We start from the raw sequence: 16,918 nt of genomic DNA on the forward strand, positions 1-16,918 counted from the left end.
TGATTTATATCATCCCGGCGCTTATTCAGTGGCGTTCAGTGCACAGCCGACTTGTCGCTATAATGGTGTACGTATATACAGTTAACGGGCTGATCACGGTGGCGGCACAAGAAGAAAAACCCCTGGAGCGGCGTATCGCTCATGTGGATATGGATGCTTTTTACGCATCGGTAGAACTGCTGCGCTACCCGCATTTACGCGGCAGCCCCGTGGTCATTGGCGGGCGCAGCGCGGATACTCCCCGCCAGTTGCCCGATGGCAGTTGGCAGCATTCCCGTCTGGCCGACTATGTCGGGCGCGGAGTGGCGACCACTTCTACCTATGAAGCGCGTCAGTTGGGCGTATTTTCCGCCATGGGTTTAATGAAGGCGGCCCAACTGGCCCCCGAAGCGATCTTGTTACCCGCAGATTTTCAGGCGTATCGTCACTATTCCCGCTTGTTTAAACAGGCGGTGGCCACTGTCTCGGATCACATCGAGGATAGAGGCATCGATGAAATCTATGTGGACCTGAGCCATAAAACTGAAGATAGCCATGAATTGGCCGAGCAAATTCGCCAGGCGGTAAACCAGGCTACCGGGCTGACCTGTTCGGTGGGTATCACGCCCAACAAGCTGCTCTCCAAGATTGCTTCGGAACTGAACAAGCCCAATGGTGCCTGTGTGCTGACCATGGAGGATGTCCCCACCCGCATCTGGCCGCTGGCCGTGGGCAAGATCAACGGCATAGGCCCTAAATCGGTGCTGAAGCTGACGGAAATGGGCATCCAGCAGATTGGTGAACTGGCAGCCACCCCTGCCGAAAAACTCCAGGAGCATTTTGGGCTGCGCTACGCACAATGGCTGATGGCCGTTGCTCAAGGCCAGGACGATCGCCCCTTGTCCACCGATCGCACACCCAAATCCATCAGTCGCGAAACCACCTTTGAGCGTGACCTGCATGTACGGATGGATCGTGCCCGCTTGTCTGCCGTGCTGGAGTCCCTGTGCGAAAAGCTGGAGCAGGATTTACGTAAATCCGCCATGTGCGCGCAAACCATAGGCATCAAGCTGAAGTTTGAAGACTTCAAGACCGTGACGCGCGACTTGTCCCTGCCCACCCCTGTGCTGGCTGCGGATGCCATCCTGGCCGCTGCCCGCCAGAACCTGAAACGCGCCGTGCTGGATCGGCGTTTGCGCTTGCTGGGTGTGAAAGCCAGCGCCCTCTTGCCGATCAGCGAAATGCCACAAGAACAGCCCCGGCAATTGGATCTGGATGGTTTGTTCTGATTGAAATCTATGCAGATAAGAGGCATGTCCATATAATGAGACTCATTCTTATTTAAGTCTCAGGATAGCCGCCCGTGAACGAGCGCCCCACCACCGAAGTGCTGACTGTCGCTCAGATGCAGCAAGACATGCATGTGCTGTATTGCCAGCATCGCGGCTGGCTGCATGATTGGTTGCGGCGGCGTTTAGGCTGTTCCCATCATGCGGCAGACCTGGTGCATGACGCCTATGTGCGTGTCATGAGCACGGGGCGTATTCCTGGCCCGGATCAGGCTCGCCCGCATTTGATGCAGATTGCCAAGGGTCTGGTGATTGACCGCTACCGACGCCAGCAAATTGAACAGGCCTATCTGGATGCCTTGGCCCATATGCCGGAGCCGACGGCGATTTCCCCTGAAGAGCGGGCCCTGACCCTGGAAGTGCTGCTGCGTATTTGTGCCGCGCTGGATGGGCTGCCCGGCCGTGTGCAACAGGTGTTCTTGTTGTCACGTTACGAGGGCCTGACCTACTCGGCGATTGCTCAGCGTCAGGGTATTGCCGTGGCAACGGTACGCAAATATATGCTGCAAGCCAGTCAGGCCTGCTTTGCGGTGATGGCAGATCTGGACGAGAGTGCCCTGCCGTGAGCGCGCCCCAGACATCCATGAATCCGATTGATGCCCAGGCCCTGGAATGGCAGGTGGTGTTTTGGTCTGGTGAAGTGCAGGAGCACGAGCAACTGGCTTTTCAGAGCTGGCTGGCTGCCGATGCACGCCATGCCCAAGCCTGGGAGCGTATTCAGCAGTTTGGTCAGCAGATGCAGCTTGCTCCCCAGAATGTGGCGTCTCGCGTGTTGCGGGCAGGCTTGTCTGCCCAGGCGGTACAGCGGCGGCGCGCCCTGTTGCGCAGTGTCCTGCTGCTGGCCTGTGGTGGGCTGGGCAGCTATGGCATTAGCCGAACCCCGCAATGGGCGGCGTGGAATGCGGATTACCGAACAGCCTCAGGCCAGCGTAAAGAATTGACGCTGCCAGATGGCACCTTGCTGGCCTTGAATACGGCCAGTTCCCTGAATGTGCACTATAGCGACACGCAACGCAGTGTTGTTTTGCTGGGGGGGGAGGTGCTGATCAGCACGGCATCCGATCCACAGACCCGCTACAGGCCCTTTGTGGTGCAAACCCCCGAAGGGGAAGTTCAGGCGCTGGGCACCCGTTTTCTGCTGCGTCATTGGCCTGCCCTGGCGCGGGTTTCAGTACAGGTTTACGAGGGGGCTGTGGAGTTGCGACCCGGACAAGGGGGGCCAATTGCAAGGCTGCAGGCCGGTCAGCAGGCCTTCTTCAGCAAACAGCAAAGCTATGCTCCCGAACCCGCCAACGAGCAGGCCAGCGCCTGGCAGCGTGGTTTGCTGGTCGCAGAACGCTGGCGCTTGGGTGATTTTCTGGACGAAGTGGCCCGCTATCGGGCAGGCGTGTTGCGATGTGACCCGGCAGTGGCCGGATTGATGATTTCCGGCGTCTACCCCTTGCAGGATACGGACGCCATTTTGCAATCCGTGTCGCAGGCCTTGCCCGTGCAGGTACGGATGATTACGCCGTATTGGGTCACGGTATCCGCTTCGGCGTAGCACTTTTTGATTCTCGTTCGGGATACATGCAAAGGCCCGGTTTTTGTTCCGGGCTGCTCATCCCTGAAGAGAGAAGCCATGTTGATTAAATCCATGCGTCCTGCGGCCCAGTCCAGACGTTTCACTATTGCCCGCTTAGCCCTGGGGCCCTGCCTGCTGGCCGCGAGCTTGTCAGGTGCTTTGGCTGTTTCTGCCGCCCAGGCGCAGAGCATGGCTGCGCAGCAGATGAACTATGACGTTGCGGCGGGCTCCCTGGATCGGGTGCTGAATCAGTTTGCCGCCCGAGGTGGTTTTTTACTGGCCATTGATGCGTCCTTGACCGCAGGCAAAACCAGCCCTGGTCTGAAAGGCGCTTACCTCCCCGAGCAAGGTTTGCGGCAGATTCTGCAAGGCAGTGGTCTGGAGGCGGTGGCTGATGGCACAGGCTACCGTTTGCGCGCTGCGCCCGGCTTGAGCACCCGTAGCCATGAAGAGCTGGAAGCCGTCCGTGTGCAGGCCCAGCGTGAGAATGCAACCGGCCCTGCGAACGGCTTGCTGGCTACCCGCAGCGCGACTGCCACCAAGAGCGACGCCGCCATTATGGATACGCCTGCTTCGATCGCGGTGGTGACGCAACAGCAGATCGAATCCTTGGCCACGCGCACCGTGGGTGAAGCCTTGCGTTATGTGCCGGGTGTGGCGGTGGAGTTTGATGGGGTGGATTCGCGTTTTGACACCATGTCCTTGCGTGGTTTCAACGCGGACTCTGTCGCGTGGCTGGATGGTGTGAAATTGGCCGGTGGCAGCGGTGCGGGCAATAACTGGACCTTGCCGCAGATTGATCCTTTCATGCTGGAGCGTATTGAGGTCTTGAAGGGGCCCGCCTCGGTGGTCTACGGGCAGGTGGTGCCCGGCGGCATGGTCAATATGGTCAGCAAGCGGCCCACTCAAGTGGATCAACGCAATATCGAGCTGACCTTGGGGGCTCCGCGCCAGCTTCGCGGCAGCGTGGATCTGGGGGGCGCATTGGGTCAGGACGGCGTCAGTGCCTGGCGCTTGCTGGCGTTAAGCTCCGATACCGAAAGCCGTACCGATCATGTCAAACGCAAGCGCCAGTTGCTGGCCCCTTCAGTCACCTTGCCCTTGGGTGAAAACGGTGAAATTGTCCTGATGGGTTCGATCCAGCGTGACCGTGGCGGGAGTGACTATATGTGGTTGCCCGCCTACGGCACCTTGTTTGATAACCCCAACGGCAAAATCCCCCTGTCACGCTTTATTGGCGAGCCGCACTTTGACCGCTACGACCGCGACCAGGATATGGCCGGTTGGGCAGCCGTCTACGACATCAACGACAACTGGACACTGCGCCAGAACTTGCGCGTGCAACGTATCAAGTCGGTGATGGAGTCGGTGACCAGCGATATGTATTCCTTCGACGACCCCAGCGAGGGTGGCTGGGATTGGCGCACGCTGGAGCGTTACGCTAACCGGGGCACGGGCACCTCCCGTTCCCTGGGTGTGGATACCCAGTCTGAATGGCGCTGGAATCTGGGACAGGCCGAACACACGGTCTTGCTGGGTCTGGATTATTACCGGGGCACGTTCGATGCCCGCCGCCAAACCGCCTCGGTAGGCCCGGAAGGCAGCGGAGGCTTGCTGGATTTGTATGAGCCGGAATACGGCGCAGCCATTGGGCCTTTTACCACCCTGAGCGAAGTCAGCAACCGTCGTCATCAGACGGGCGTATACGTGCAAGACCAGGTTTCCTGGGGCAATTGGCGCCTGGTCGCTGGCCTGCGTCAAGATTGGTCCTCCGTCAGCGGTACCAGCCGCCGCCGGGCCGGGGAGGACGACCTGGGCCAGAGCGACAAGGCCACGACGGGCCGTTTGGGCGCCTTGTACCGCTTTGATTCGGGTTGGGCACCGTATGTCAGCTACGCCACCTCGTTCGAGCCTGTGGCGGGCGTGACCGCAGAAGGGGTGGCGTTCCGGCCCATGAAAGGCAAGCAGACCGAAGTGGGCGTCAAATATCAGCCCGATGGGGCGAACTGGATGGCCAGTGCCGCCGTGTTCGACTTGCGCCAGACCAATCGCTTGACCGACGACCCGGTTCACGGCTTCCCCGATCAGGTGCAAACCGGTGAACTGCGCTCGCGCGGTCTGGAGTTGGCGGTGACAGGACATCTGTCGCCTAACTGGTCGGTCATCGGTAGTTATTCCTACCTGAACACCAAAGTGCTTAGCAGTGAAATCCCCGAAGAACAGGGCAAACCTGCTTTGTATACCCCACGCCATCAGGCGGCTCTGTGGGTGGACTACACCTTTACAGGACGCAGCCCCCTGGCCGGTACGGTGATGGGCTTGGGGGTTCGCCACGTGGGTTCGTCCCACGGGGGCGATATTGATGTGGCCGGTGGTGGTTACGCCAGCCTGCGCATTCCCGCCCATACCGTGGCGGACTTTCGGGTAGCGACGCAGTTGGGTTGGGTGTCGCCCCAGCTCAAGAACAGCGAGCTGTCCGTGAACGTGACCAACATTGCCGACAAGCAGTACGTCAACGGCTGCGGTTCCCTGTGGACTTGCGGTTGGGGTTTGGGCCGACAAGTATCGCTGACTTTTTCTGGACGATTCTGATGAAACGACTGATAGGGACGACCTTGCTGGGTTTGGGCATGGGCTTCAATGTACAGGCCAGCCCATTGCTGATGCCTGGTTGCGCCTGGACCTTGCTGCATCCTGAGCAAGGGGCCAGCACGGGTAGCTGGGGGTGGGCGGATCTGGACAAGCGTCAGTACATTGATGAACACACGCGCTTTAATCTGGCGTCCTTGTCCAAGCAATTCACGGCCTTGGCTGTCCTGATGCTGGTTCAGGACGGCAAACTGGCGCTGGACGAGCCCTTGGCCCGCTACTGGCCAACTTTGCCCGGTGAGCTGGGCCAGCCCACCATCCGGCAAGTGTTACGTCATACCGGTGGTTTGCCAGACTATATCGAGCCCTTGTACCAGGCAGGCCGAGAGCATCAGACCGTCACCGTGGCCGAGACGCTGGATATATTGGCCGCTCATCCCACCTTGCGTTTTACGCCGGGAGAGCGCTTTGAATACAGCAATACCGGCTATTTTCTGCTGGCTCAACTGGTGGAGCGTATCAGTGGCCAGCCGCTGACCCGGTTCTCGCAGCGCTATATTTTTGAGCCTTTGGAGATGGACGAGACCGCGATTGTGGATCGTTACCCGTCCGCTTTGCCGCAACTGGCCCGTGGCTATCGGGTCAAGGACGGTCAGGTTCAAAAAAGTGAATCAAGCTGGGAGCAGACCGGGGACGGCCAGGTACACAGCAGCGCGGCCGATCTCTGGCGTTGGCTGGGGCATCTGGAACAGGACACCGTCTTGCTGAGCCCGCAGGGGCAGCCCTTGCCGGGATTGCGCAGCTTGCTGACACAATCGGTCCCGACCGAGCCCAAGGACAATTATCAGTTCGGGTTGGAAACGGTTCAGCTAGGTGAGGACTATGCCGCCTGGGGACATGGCGGCGGCTGGGCGGGTTATCACAGCTTCATGGCCTATTCCCCGGAGCGACGTCAGGGTGCGGCGGTGATGTGCAATGCTATTCATTGGGATGTGCGCGCCATGACTCAGCGCTTGCTGGAGTCGGGACAGGGGCAGTTGGAGCCTATTGTCTATCGTCCTTAAGCAGTTAGGCGGGTGTTTCAAACAGGATGGGTTGCGCCCGACGACCTGTTCGCAAGTTTGCTCACCGGAAACCAGCCTTCAGGCTTCAAGCAAAACAGCGCGGCTCCCTGCGATAAACCAGGAGCCGCGCTGTTTTCGCATCAACTTGTACCAGAAAAGGGACAATCCATAGCCAGATCGCCATTGTCCCAGGCATAAGCGTCCTGCAGGGGGTGTGCTGCGTTAGAATTAAATCGTCCAGCCGCCGGGCTGGTTTCTTTTTTCTTTTTTCATCAAGGTTTGCCGTTATGGAATTCGATCGGGCCGGTGTACGTGCATTAATGGAAATTACCCAGCGTCCGGAGTTGGTCTTTGTGCGAGGAGAAGGTTCCTGGCTGCAAGACCACAACGGCAAGCGATATCTGGACACCGTCCAGGGCTGGGCCGTGAACGCGCTGGGCCATAGCCCCGCCAATGTCATCAAGGCCATTACCGAACAAGCGTCCAAGCTGATCAACCCTTCGCCTGCGTTCTACAACGAGCCCTCTATCGAGCTGGCCAAACGCATTGTGGAGCACTCCTGCTTTGACCGCGTGTTCTTTGCCAACAGCGGTGGCGAAGCCAACGAAGGCGCGATCAAGCTGGCTCGTAAATGGGGCCAGATCAACAAGAACAACGCTTACAAGATCATCTCTTTTGAGCACTCTTTCCACGGTCGTACCTTGGCCACCATGTCCCTGTCCGGCAAACCCGGCTGGGATCGCATGTTTGCCCCTCAGGTCGACGGTTTTCCGAAAGCCAAGCTGAACGATCTGGAGTCCGTGCGCGCGCTGATCGACGATCAAACCGTGGGCATCATGCTGGAACCCGTACAGGGCGAAGCCGGTGTTATTCCCGCTACCGTGGAATTCATGAAAGGCCTGCGCGCTCTGGCCGACGAGCACAAGCTGCTGCTGATTGTGGACGAAGTGCAAACCGGTATGGGCCGTACCGGCACCATGTTTGCCTACGAACACTCGGGCATCTTCCCGGACATCATGACCTTGGGTAAAGGCATCGGTGGTGGCGTGCCGCTGTCGGCTCTGTGCGCTCGCGAAGAAGTGTCCTGCTTCCAGCCAGGTGACCAAGGCGGTACCTACAACGGTAACCCCCTGATGACCGCTGCTGGCGTAGCCGTGTTCGACGAACTGGCTGCTCCTGGCTTCCTGGATTCGGTTAACGCCCGTGCCAAGCAATTGTCCGAAGGCTTGCTGGTTATCAGCGCCAAATGGGGCATGAACGGCGAGCGTGGTGAAGGCCTGTTGCGCGCTTTGATTCTGGACCAGGATGACGGCCCGGAAATCGTGGCTGCTGCCCGCGATCGCGCTCCAGAAGGCATGCTGCTGAACTCGCCACGTCCTAACCTGCTGCGTTTCATGCCAGCCTTGAACATCACGGCCGACGAAATCGACCTGATGCTGGCTTGGCTGGACGAAATTCTGGTCAAGGTTCGCGGCTAAGCTGTGTTGCTGCCATAAAGAAATCCGCCTTCGGGCGGATTTTTTTTGGTCTTGAGAGGCTGTAGATATATGTGGACTGGCACCTCGTGGCTAACTTGAAACGCGCATGAAATATCACAAATGTCATCGTCGAAAGTATTTAGTTTATTTTCAAAAATAATATAAATATCAATAACTTGAAGTAATTTTATCTAGCCATTAGCCAGCATAAGTAAATGATTGTTCTGTTGTGGTGCCAGGGGAATGGAGTCGATGTAATAGAAGCTTCCAAGATTTGCCTGCAAGCGCAGGCCTACCCCGTGAGGCACTGTTTACCATGCTCCAGCATCTGTCCAAATTCATCGTAGCTAGTGCCCTTGTGCTGGCTGTTTCTCCGGCCATCGCTGCCGACTCTTTACGCATTGGCGTGGTGCCTGGTGCCTATGCCGATTCCATCAACGCCGCGGCCAAGGATGCCAAGGCGCAAGGCATCAATGTCGAGGTGATTGAGTTCACCGACTGGACCACGCCCAATGTGGCGGTGGATAACGGCGATATTGATATCAATTACTTCCAGCACCAGCCCTTCCTGAAAAACGCCATCGAGAAAAACGGCTACAAGCTGGCTAGCGCGGGTACGGGAATTCTGGCCAATGTGGGTGTGTATTCGCTTAAACATCAGGCCGTGGACCAAGTGCCCCAAGGCGGCAAGGTCGGTATTGCCAATGATCCCGTGAATCAGGGCCGCGGCCTGCTATTGCTGCAGAAAGTGGGGCTGATCAAGCTCAAGCCGGAGGTGGGCTATTTGGGCAGTCTGGATGACATTGTCGAGAACCCCAAGAAGCTCAGCTTTGTGGAAGTGGAAGGACCGCAGTTGGTACGTATTACCGGCGATGTGGATATTGCCCAAGGCTATCCGCATTTCATCGTGGCGGCCAAAGCCTTTGATCCTTCCAGTGGCCTGGCTTATTCCGGCATTGAAGATGCGCAGTTTGCAATTCAGTTCGTGGTTAAAGCAGATCGCAGCAACGATCCTGTCATTCAAAAGTTCATTTCCATCTATCAAAACTCCCAGTCTGTGCGTGACGTGTCGCGTGCGGCTTTCAATAATGACGAGCGCCTTTACACCCTGGCCTGGCTGAATGCACAAGGAGGGGCGAAATAATGGCTGCCATTTTCTCTCGCCGTTTACAGCGTTGGGCGCTGGGTTTGCTGCTTGCGGCTACGGTCCCCTTGAGCGCATCTGCAGCTGTCATCAAAGTAGGCTCCATACCGGGGGCAACCTCTGACGCGGTGCAGGCGCTGATCCCTGAAGGTAAAAAGCACGGCCTGGATATTCAACTGGTCGAATTTACGGATTGGACCCTGCCCAACGAGGCCGTCAACAATCGCGATATTGATCTGAATTTCTTCCAGCACCAGGCCTTTCTGAACAATGCCATCAAAGAGCGTGGCTACAGTCTGGAGCTGATTGGTCTGGGCCTGCTGCAAAACATTGGCCTGTATTCCCTCAAATATCAGTCTTTGGAGCAAGTGCCTGCGGGGGCCACCGTTTCCTTGCCAAACGATCCCGTTAACCAGGGTCGGGGGCTGTTGCTGCTGCAAAAAGCGGGTTTGATCACCTTGCGAAATGGCCTGGATAACGGGGCCACAGTGAACGATGTGGTGGACAACCCCAAGCAGCTCAAGCTGGTGGAAATTGAAGGTCCGCAACTGATTCACTCCCTGCCGGATGTGGACCTGGCCGTTGTCTGGCCCAGCTATTTTGTTAGTGCAGGTCGCAAGGCAGATGCGGGCAAGGCGCTGGTCTATTCCGGCATTGCCGACACTTTTTATGCGATGGGTTTTGTGACACGTAAAGATCGCGTCAATGACCCGGCGTTGAAGCAGTTCGTGGAGCTGTTCCAGCAGTCGCAGGCGGTGCGCAACACCATTGCCGACCGCTTTGATCACAACCCCCATCTGTACACCTTGCCGTGGCAAGGCAGCAGCACCGCGAGCAAGTGATATGGCATTGTCATCAGCACTACGGCGTAACGTAGACGATTTGCGGGACACCGCCGAAGAGGCAGCAGGTCACCGAGAGGTCCAAAAGGCCAGTGCCTTCGTTAAATCCGAACGGGCAGTGCAAGCTGAGCCTGTTCAGGCAGGCAGTGTGGCCTTTCGTAATCTGTCCAAAATCTATCATTCCTCGGCAGGTGCCGTGGCTGCCTTGCAGGACATTGATCTGGACATTGAGCCGGGCAGTATTTTCGGCATTATTGGCCGCAGTGGCGCGGGTAAATCCAGCTTGCTGCGCACCATCAATCGCCTGGAGCGCCCCACGGGCGGTCAGGTGCTGGTTGATGGCGTAGACATTGCCCAGTTGAATGAGTCCGAACTGGTGCAGTTGCGCCGTCGTATTGGCATGATTTTTCAGCACTTCAATTTGCTGTCCGCCAAAACGGTGTACGAGAACGTGGCTCTGCCCTTGAAGGTGGCGGGTGTGTCCGCGCAGGATATTGCTCAGCGCGTTCAGGAACTGCTGCAATTGGTGGGTTTGCAGGACAAGGCTGACACCTATCCAAGCCGTCTGTCGGGCGGGCAAAAGCAACGTGTTGGCATTGCTCGTGCCCTGGCGACAGGACCGGAAATTCTGCTCTGCGATGAAGCCACATCCGCACTGGACCCGGAGACTACGCAATCCATTTTGAGCCTGCTGAAAGACATTAACCGCCGCCTGGGCATTACCGTCGTGCTGATTACTCACGAGATGAGTGTCATCCGCGAAATTGCTGACAAGGTGCTGGTGCTGGAGCAAGGCCGTATTGCCGAGCTAGGCGAGGTCTGGCGGGTGTTTGGCAAGCCGCAGCATGATGCCACCAAGGCCCTGCTGGCCCCCTTGCAACACACTTTGCCCGAGGACTTGCAGGCGCGACTGGTGCAGCAGCCTCCCAAGACTGGCGTATACAGCCGCATCCTGCAATTGAGTTATAGCGGCGAAGGTGGCTGGGAGCCGGATTTGCTGCGCATTGCTCGCAGCCTGCCTGGTCAGCCGCAACTGGTACATGGCGGCGTGGACCGTATTCAGGGTCATGCACATGGACGTTTGCTGGTCGCTGTTGAAGGGCATGTCGCCCTGCCCGATTTGAAATCCCTGACGCAAGGCCCAGCGGCTATCGCGCATCACATTGAGGACATTGGATATGTTGTGGAATCTGAGCATCCCCGCTGAGCGTTATTGGCAGGCTTTTCTGGACACGCTGATGATGGTGGGCGTGTCGGGAGTCGTCGCGTTTCTGGCCGGTATCCCCTTGGCAGTGCTGTTGATTGTGACGGCCCCGAATGGTTTTTGGGAGTCGCCCAAGATCAACCGTGTGGTGGGCAGTGTGGTGAATGGTTTTCGGGCCACCCCCTTTATCGTTCTGCTGGTTGCCTTGATTCCATTTACGCGAGTATTGGCAGGCACCACGATTGGCGTATGGGCGGCCATTGTGCCGCTGGCCATCAGTGCGACACCCTTTTTCGCCCGCATTGCCGAGGTCAGCCTGCGTGAAGTGGATTCCGGCCTGATTGAAGCGGCACAAGCGATGGGCTGCAAAAAGTGGGACATCGTGCGCCATGTCTATTTGCCAGAAGCGCTGCCCGGCATTATTGGTGGTTTCACGATTACCGTCGTGGCCTTGATCAGCTCCTCGGCCATGGCCGGTGCGGTGGGCGCGGGTGGGCTGGGGGATCTGGCGATTCGTTATGGCTACCAGCGTTTCGACACGCAAGTCATGGTGATCGTGATTGCCGTGCTGATCGCCTTGGTCACCGTCGTGCAGTTTGCCGGAGACCGTTATGTGCACTGGCTGCGTGCTCGCTGATTAACGGGCAGGCAAGGACGCAAGCCCGAACCGGCGCATCGCTCTTGCTTTAAGCCTGATGTTTTTTGTTTGCTCAGACACCTGGTCTTGAGTCTGGGCGCGGTATTCAAGGCTGCGCCTATCCCTACCGTTTTTAGTCATTGAAAAGAGTGCCGTATGAATGATCGGAATACTCAGGGCGGAGCTTTGCCTGACGCTTTTGCAGGGCAGCGTTTACCGCCACCGCCGCAAACTCCTTATGTGATTGGCAGTGAGGCCGAAGCCCTGCTCATTGCCCAGAAGCTGGCTACAGAATTTGCCCAGACAGCCGCCGAGCGCGACCGCCTGCGCCAGCTACCCTGGGATGAGATAGAACGCTATACCGCCAGTGGTTTGGGTGCGATCACCATCCCCAAAGCCTATGGCGGGCTGGAAGCCTCCAACGAGACGCTGGTGCAGGTCTTTGCCATCATCAGCGCGGCTGATCCCTCGCTGGGTCAGATTCCGCAGAACCATTTTGCCTTGCTTCAGAACCTGAAAGACACTGGTAGCGAATCGCAAAAACAGCGCTGGTTCAAGGCGGTGCTTCAAGGCGCACGTTTAGGGAACGGCGGGCCGGAGAAAAAGGGTAAAGCGGCTGTCATTACCGATATCACTGCCCATCTGGGCCGCGCGGCAGACGGCAGTTTGCACGTGAGCGGTACACGTTTCTATTCCACAGGAGCCTTGTTCGCGCATTGGATTCCGTTTCGGGCGGCTGATGAGCAAGGCCGTGGCGTACAGGTCTGGGTACGTCGTGATGCGCCCGGCGTACAGGTGATTGATGACTGGAATGCCTTCGGTCAGCGCACCACTGCCAGCGGCTCTGTGGTGTTCAACCAGGTCCCGGTGGAAGACGACCATGTGCTGGAAAGCTGGCGTTTCGTCGATGTGCCGTCCCTGTCTGGCCCTATTTCGCAATTAATCCAGGCCAGTATCGATGCGGGTATCGCCCAGGGAGCCTTGCAGGACGCGCTGGATTTTGTCCGAAATCGGGCGCGTCCCTGGACGGATTCCGGTGTCGATAGCGCCACGCAGGACCCCCACATCATTCAGGAAATCGGTGCCTTGCAGATCGAGGTGGATGCCGCTCAAGAGGTCTTGCTGGAGACGGCTCGCCTGCTGGATGTATTGGCGCGAAACCCGGTGGATGCCGCCGTCAGCGCCCGTGCTTCTGCCGCCGTGGCCGAGGCCAAGATTCTGACGACCGAAGCGGCCTTGAACGCCAGTGAGCAGCTCTTCGCCCTGGCGGGCTCCTCGTCTACTCGTGCGGCCCACAACCTGGATCGTCATTGGCGCAATGCCCGTGTACATACCTTGCACGATCCGGTGCGTTGGAAATACCACCTGCTGGGTAATTACCTGCTCAATGGCGCCTTCCCGCCTTATCACCAATGGAATTGAGGCCATGACGACACAGCTTTCTACCTCCGTACATATCATCCGGTCTGAGGCCGAAGCCCTGGATGCCGCCGAACAATTTGCCCAACTGATTGCCCAGAATGCCCTGGAGCGTGACCGCGACCGCATCTTGCCGCATCGCGAGGTGGAGCAATTCAGCCAAAGCGGTTTATGGGGTATCACTGTGCCCAAGGAGTACGGCGGCGCAGGTGTTTCCACTGATGTGCTGACCCGCGTCGTGCAACGCATTGCTCAGGCCGATGGCAATTTCGGCCATATCCCGCAAAACCACTATTACGCGCTGGAAGTCTTGCGCGTAGGGGCGACGCACGAGCAAAAAGCCTTTTTCTATGATCAAGTGCTGCAAGGCAAACGCTTTGGCAATGCACTGGCCGAGATCGGCAAAAAGGATTTTGTACGCCGCACGCAACTGCTGAAAGAGCCGGAGGGCTGGTTTGTGGATGGCCGCAAGTTCTACTGCACGGGCTCGCTGTTTGCGCACTGGATTCCCACGCTGACGACCTCGCCGGATGATGGCCGCCTGTATCTGGTTTTTGTACCGCGCGGGGCTGCAGGCGTCACGCTGACAGACGATTGGGATGGCTTCGGTCAACGTGTCACGGGCAGTGGTTCGGTGGAGTTCACGCGTGTTCCCGTGCAGCCGCAATGGGTTGTGCCGTTCACGGATTCCTTCGAGCGTCCGACCACCATTGGTCCCTACGCCCAGATTATTCACGCCGCTCTGGATCTAGGGATTGGACAAGGCGCTTTTGCGGCCACCTTGCCCTTCATCCGCGAGCATAGCCGCCCCTGGATCGCGGCAGGCGTCGATACAGCGGCCCAGGACCCCTTGCTCTTGCAGGAAGTAGGCAATGTGCATATTCGTTTGCGTGCGGCACAGGCGCTGCTGGCTCGTGCAGCCCGCTTTGTGAATTCGGCCCAGCAAACCCCGAACGAAGACAGCGTGGCGCAGGCCTCGATAGCGGTTGCGCAGGCCAAAGCCTTGGCGACGACGGCCAGTGTGCTGGCAGGCAGCAAGTTGTTTGAGCTGGGCGGCACCAGCGCTACGCAGGCTCAGCATGGTCTGGATCGCTACTGGCGCAACGCCCGCGTGCATACCCTGCATGACCCGGTGCGCTGGAAGTATCACGCCATTGGCAATTACACGTTGAATGGTGTGCGTCCGCCGCGTCATGGTGCTTTGTGATGCAGCCCGGAAAGCCGTGTTCTGGCACGGCGGCAAGGGCGCAGAACGCTTGCGCCACATGGCTCAAGGCAGGCCAGTAAATACGTTTTAGCAAGGCTTGCATGCGCTTCGATATGGCCTGTGTTTCAGGCCACGAGCCTTTCTTTTCTATCTGGATTTTGATTGATGATTATCTCGCGATTTCTTAAAAAACTGACGGCTCTCAGCCTTGTTTCTACCGCTGTTTTATTGAGCAGCACTGCAACTGCTGCCCCTTTGAAAATCGGCGTTGTCCCCGGCATTTTTGCGGACTCGGTGGCCGTTGCCGCCCAGGAGGCCAAGAAGCAGGGTGTCGATGTGCAGGTGATCGAATTTACCGATTGGGCCACGCCCAATGTGGCGCTGGATGCGGGTGATATTGACCTGAATTACTACCAGAACAGCAATTACCTGGCCAATGCGGTGCGCGACAAGGGCTTCAAACTGGTCAGCGTGCAGCCGGGCATTTTGTCTTACCTGGGTCTGTATTCCCTAAAGCATTCCACGCTGGCTGATTTGCCCGATGGCGCAAAAGTGGCGATTGCCAGTGACGCCGTCAATGTCGGCCGCGGATTGCGTCTGTTACAGCATGCGGGCCTGATCAAGCTGCGCCCGGAGACCGGTTTGCTGGGCACTCCAGATGACATTGTTTCCAATCCCAAAAACCTGAAGTTTGTGGAAGTGGAAGGCCCGCAATTGGCTCGTGCTACGCAGGACGTGGATCTGGCTCAGGGCTTTCCGTATTTCATTCTGGCATCCAAAGCGTTCGATGCCACCAAGGCTTTGTCCTTGACCAGTTACGAGGACGATTCTTGGGCGATTCAGTTTGTGGCCCGTAGCGACAAGACAGAAGACCCGCGCATTGCCCAGTTCCTGGAGGTCTACAAAACATCGCCCGCTGTGCGCGAGGCAATCAATCAGTTCTACCAGGGCGAGCAAAAGCTGTATCGCCTGACCTGGTTGCCGCATTAAGCAAGGAGAATGCCCCATGACGCAGCCCAAGAAACACATCCATATCAATGCCTTCAATATGAATTGCGTGGGCCATATTCACCATGGCTTGTGGACTCACCCGCGTGATCGCTCGACCGAGTATCACACGCTGAAGTATTGGACAGATCTGGCTCAGACCCTGGAAAAAGGCTTGTTCGACGGCATTTTTCTGGCTGATGTAGTTGGCTATTACGACGTGTACCAGCACGGTGTGGATTTGACGCTGCGCGAGGGCATTCAGTTGCCGGTGAATAATCCCTGGCTGCTGGTGTCAGCCATGGCGGCGGTGACGCAGCATATCGGCTTTGGCCTGACGGCGACGGTGGCCGCACATAACCCTTACACCTTTGCTCGTGATGTCAGCACGCTGGATCAACTGACGAATGGCCGCATAGGCTGGAACATTGTCACCGGCTATGTGGATAGCGGCGCCCGCGGGCTGGGGCAGGATGGTCTGGATGCGCACGATAGTCGATACGATCGCGCCGAAGATTTTCTGCAATTGGCCTACAAGCTGTGGGAAGGCAGTTGGGAAGATGGCGCAGTGATTGCGGACAAGCAGCGCCGTATCCATGCCTTGCCGGAGAAAGTGCATACGGTGCACCACGAAGGGCCGTTTTATCGCAGCAATGCTATCCATATGAGCGCACCTTCTGCGCAGCGTACGCCCTTGTTATTTCAGGCGGGAACTTCGGCGCGTGGTTTGCAGTTTGCGGGGCAACATGCGGAAGGGGTTTTTATCGGAGCCGGCACTCCAGAAGCGGCCAGAGATTCCTCTCGCAAGCTGCGTCAGGCGGCGGTGGAGGCAGGTCGTCGGGCGCAGGATCTGAAGATTTATGCAGGCGTGGCAGTGGTGACGGGCGCGACCGAGGCCGAGGCCAAAGAGAAATACGCTGACTATCTGGCCCATGCCAGTTCCGAAGGCGGCCTGGCGCATTTTGCGGCCAGCACAGGTGTTGATTTTTCGCAGTACGACCTGGATGAACCCATCAGCTTTGGGCCCAGCAATGCCATTCAATCGGCAGCGGCTGCGGCGCAGAAGCAAGGCTGGACCACGCGTCGAAAACTGCTGGAGCAATTCACGCTGGGTAGCCGCTACAAGACCATTGTGGGCGACCCCCAGCAAGTGGCTGACGCGCTGACGACCTGGATTGACGAGGGCGAGATTGACGGCTTTAACCTGACCCGCATCGTTGTGCCTGAAACCTGGGAAGACTTTGCCAATCTTGTCGTCCCCGAGCTGCAAAACCGGGGCCGCTATCGCACGGCTTACGAAGGTGGAACCTTGCGCCAGCAATTGTTTGGACAAGGTGATCGGCTGTCGGCTACGCATCCTGCTGCGCAGTGGCGGCACCCCTCCTCTGGCTCGCCCAAGGAAGGGGCGTCGGCTGCGGAGGACACAGCCACCTCAGTGTTGCAGGCGAGCTGATT

The 16,918-nt window shown here is 58.0% G+C and carries 14 protein-coding genes; all 14 read left to right on the top strand.

Annotated elements, in window-relative coordinates:
- Positions 1-62: 62 nt before the first annotated feature.
- The 14 genes from dinB (at position 63) to JYG33_RS14085 (ending at position 16,916) form a co-directional block, all read left to right on the top strand.
- On the top strand, positions 63-1,268 hold the full coding sequence (gene dinB, locus JYG33_RS14020) for a DNA polymerase IV (RefSeq protein ID WP_207872781.1): 1,206 nt from the start codon (positions 63-65) through the stop codon (positions 1,266-1,268).
- Between the two features lie 74 nt (positions 1,269-1,342).
- Positions 1,343-1,894: a sigma-70 family RNA polymerase sigma factor gene (locus tag JYG33_RS14025; protein ID WP_347708875.1), complete on the top strand. Its 552-nt coding sequence runs from the start codon at positions 1,343-1,345 to the stop codon at positions 1,892-1,894.
- Complete coding sequence (locus JYG33_RS14030; protein WP_243430182.1) at positions 1,891-2,871, top strand: FecR domain-containing protein; 981 nt, start codon at positions 1,891-1,893, stop codon at positions 2,869-2,871. Before JYG33_RS14025 ends, JYG33_RS14030 begins: the two co-directional genes overlap by 4 nt.
- A gap of 78 nt (positions 2,872-2,949) precedes the next feature.
- Positions 2,950-5,484, top strand: coding sequence for a TonB-dependent siderophore receptor (locus JYG33_RS14035; protein ID WP_207872782.1), 2,535 nt, complete (start codon positions 2,950-2,952; stop codon positions 5,482-5,484).
- The gene (locus tag JYG33_RS14040) at positions 5,484-6,545 is read left to right on the top strand and encodes a serine hydrolase domain-containing protein (protein ID WP_207872783.1); all 1,062 of its coding nucleotides are present in this window, start codon (positions 5,484-5,486) and stop codon (positions 6,543-6,545) included. Before JYG33_RS14035 ends, JYG33_RS14040 begins: the two co-directional genes overlap by 1 nt.
- Positions 6,546-6,832: 287 nt before the next feature.
- The gene (locus JYG33_RS14045; protein ID WP_207872784.1) at positions 6,833-8,023 is read left to right on the top strand and encodes an acetylornithine transaminase; all 1,191 of its coding nucleotides are present in this window, start codon (positions 6,833-6,835) and stop codon (positions 8,021-8,023) included.
- A 316-nt stretch (positions 8,024-8,339) separates the two neighbouring features.
- Positions 8,340-9,167, top strand: a complete 828-nt coding sequence (locus JYG33_RS14050) for a MetQ/NlpA family ABC transporter substrate-binding protein (protein WP_207872785.1) — start codon at positions 8,340-8,342, stop codon at positions 9,165-9,167.
- Positions 9,167-10,009, top strand: coding sequence for a MetQ/NlpA family ABC transporter substrate-binding protein (locus tag JYG33_RS14055; protein ID WP_207872786.1), 843 nt, complete (start codon positions 9,167-9,169; stop codon positions 10,007-10,009). Before JYG33_RS14050 ends, JYG33_RS14055 begins: the two co-directional genes overlap by 1 nt.
- Position 10,010: 1 nt before the next feature.
- Positions 10,011-11,216 carry an ATP-binding cassette domain-containing protein gene (locus JYG33_RS14060; protein WP_207872787.1) on the top strand — a complete coding sequence of 402 codons (1,206 nt, stop codon included), beginning with the start codon at positions 10,011-10,013 and terminating at the stop codon, positions 11,214-11,216.
- Positions 11,188-11,850, top strand: coding sequence for a methionine ABC transporter permease (locus tag JYG33_RS14065; RefSeq protein ID WP_207872788.1), 663 nt, complete (start codon positions 11,188-11,190; stop codon positions 11,848-11,850). Before JYG33_RS14060 ends, JYG33_RS14065 begins: the two co-directional genes overlap by 29 nt.
- A gap of 156 nt (positions 11,851-12,006) precedes the next feature.
- Positions 12,007-13,272 (top strand): SfnB family sulfur acquisition oxidoreductase, encoded by a 1,266-nt coding sequence (locus tag JYG33_RS14070; protein WP_207872789.1) that lies wholly within the window; start codon positions 12,007-12,009, stop codon positions 13,270-13,272.
- Between the two features lie 4 nt (positions 13,273-13,276).
- Positions 13,277-14,476 (top strand): SfnB family sulfur acquisition oxidoreductase, encoded by a 1,200-nt coding sequence (locus JYG33_RS14075; protein WP_207872790.1) that lies wholly within the window; start codon positions 13,277-13,279, stop codon positions 14,474-14,476.
- A 165-nt stretch (positions 14,477-14,641) separates the two neighbouring features.
- Positions 14,642-15,466: a MetQ/NlpA family ABC transporter substrate-binding protein gene (locus JYG33_RS14080; protein ID WP_207872791.1), complete on the top strand. Its 825-nt coding sequence runs from the start codon at positions 14,642-14,644 to the stop codon at positions 15,464-15,466.
- Between the two features lie 16 nt (positions 15,467-15,482).
- Positions 15,483-16,916 carry an LLM class flavin-dependent oxidoreductase gene (locus tag JYG33_RS14085; protein WP_207872792.1) on the top strand — a complete coding sequence of 478 codons (1,434 nt, stop codon included), beginning with the start codon at positions 15,483-15,485 and terminating at the stop codon, positions 16,914-16,916.
- Positions 16,917-16,918 lie beyond the last annotated feature (2 nt).

The sequence above is a fragment of the Alcaligenes sp. SORT26 genome, assembly GCF_017377875.1.
Classification (GTDB): Bacteria; Pseudomonadota; Gammaproteobacteria; order Burkholderiales; family Burkholderiaceae_B; genus Alcaligenes; species Alcaligenes parafaecalis.

Coding starts and splice junctions, on each gene's coding strand:
- JYG33_RS14085 (WP_207872792.1), top strand. CDS start 15,483: ATGACGCAGCCCAAGAAACACATCCATATCAATGCCTTCAATATGAAT.
- JYG33_RS14035 (WP_207872782.1), top strand. CDS start 2,950: ATGTTGATTAAATCCATGCGTCCTGCGGCCCAGTCCAGACGTTTCACT.
- JYG33_RS14075 (WP_207872790.1), top strand. CDS start 13,277: ATGACGACACAGCTTTCTACCTCCGTACATATCATCCGGTCTGAGGCC.
- JYG33_RS14050 (WP_207872785.1), top strand. CDS start 8,340: ATGCTCCAGCATCTGTCCAAATTCATCGTAGCTAGTGCCCTTGTGCTG.
- JYG33_RS14055 (WP_207872786.1), top strand. CDS start 9,167: ATGGCTGCCATTTTCTCTCGCCGTTTACAGCGTTGGGCGCTGGGTTTG.
- JYG33_RS14070 (WP_207872789.1), top strand. CDS start 12,007: ATGAATGATCGGAATACTCAGGGCGGAGCTTTGCCTGACGCTTTTGCA.
- JYG33_RS14040 (WP_207872783.1), top strand. CDS start 5,484: ATGAAACGACTGATAGGGACGACCTTGCTGGGTTTGGGCATGGGCTTC.
- JYG33_RS14065 (WP_207872788.1), top strand. CDS start 11,188: ATGTTGTGGAATCTGAGCATCCCCGCTGAGCGTTATTGGCAGGCTTTT.
- dinB (WP_207872781.1), top strand. CDS start 63: ATGGTGTACGTATATACAGTTAACGGGCTGATCACGGTGGCGGCACAA.
- JYG33_RS14045 (WP_207872784.1), top strand. CDS start 6,833: ATGGAATTCGATCGGGCCGGTGTACGTGCATTAATGGAAATTACCCAG.
- JYG33_RS14080 (WP_207872791.1), top strand. CDS start 14,642: ATGATTATCTCGCGATTTCTTAAAAAACTGACGGCTCTCAGCCTTGTT.
- JYG33_RS14060 (WP_207872787.1), top strand. CDS start 10,011: ATGGCATTGTCATCAGCACTACGGCGTAACGTAGACGATTTGCGGGAC.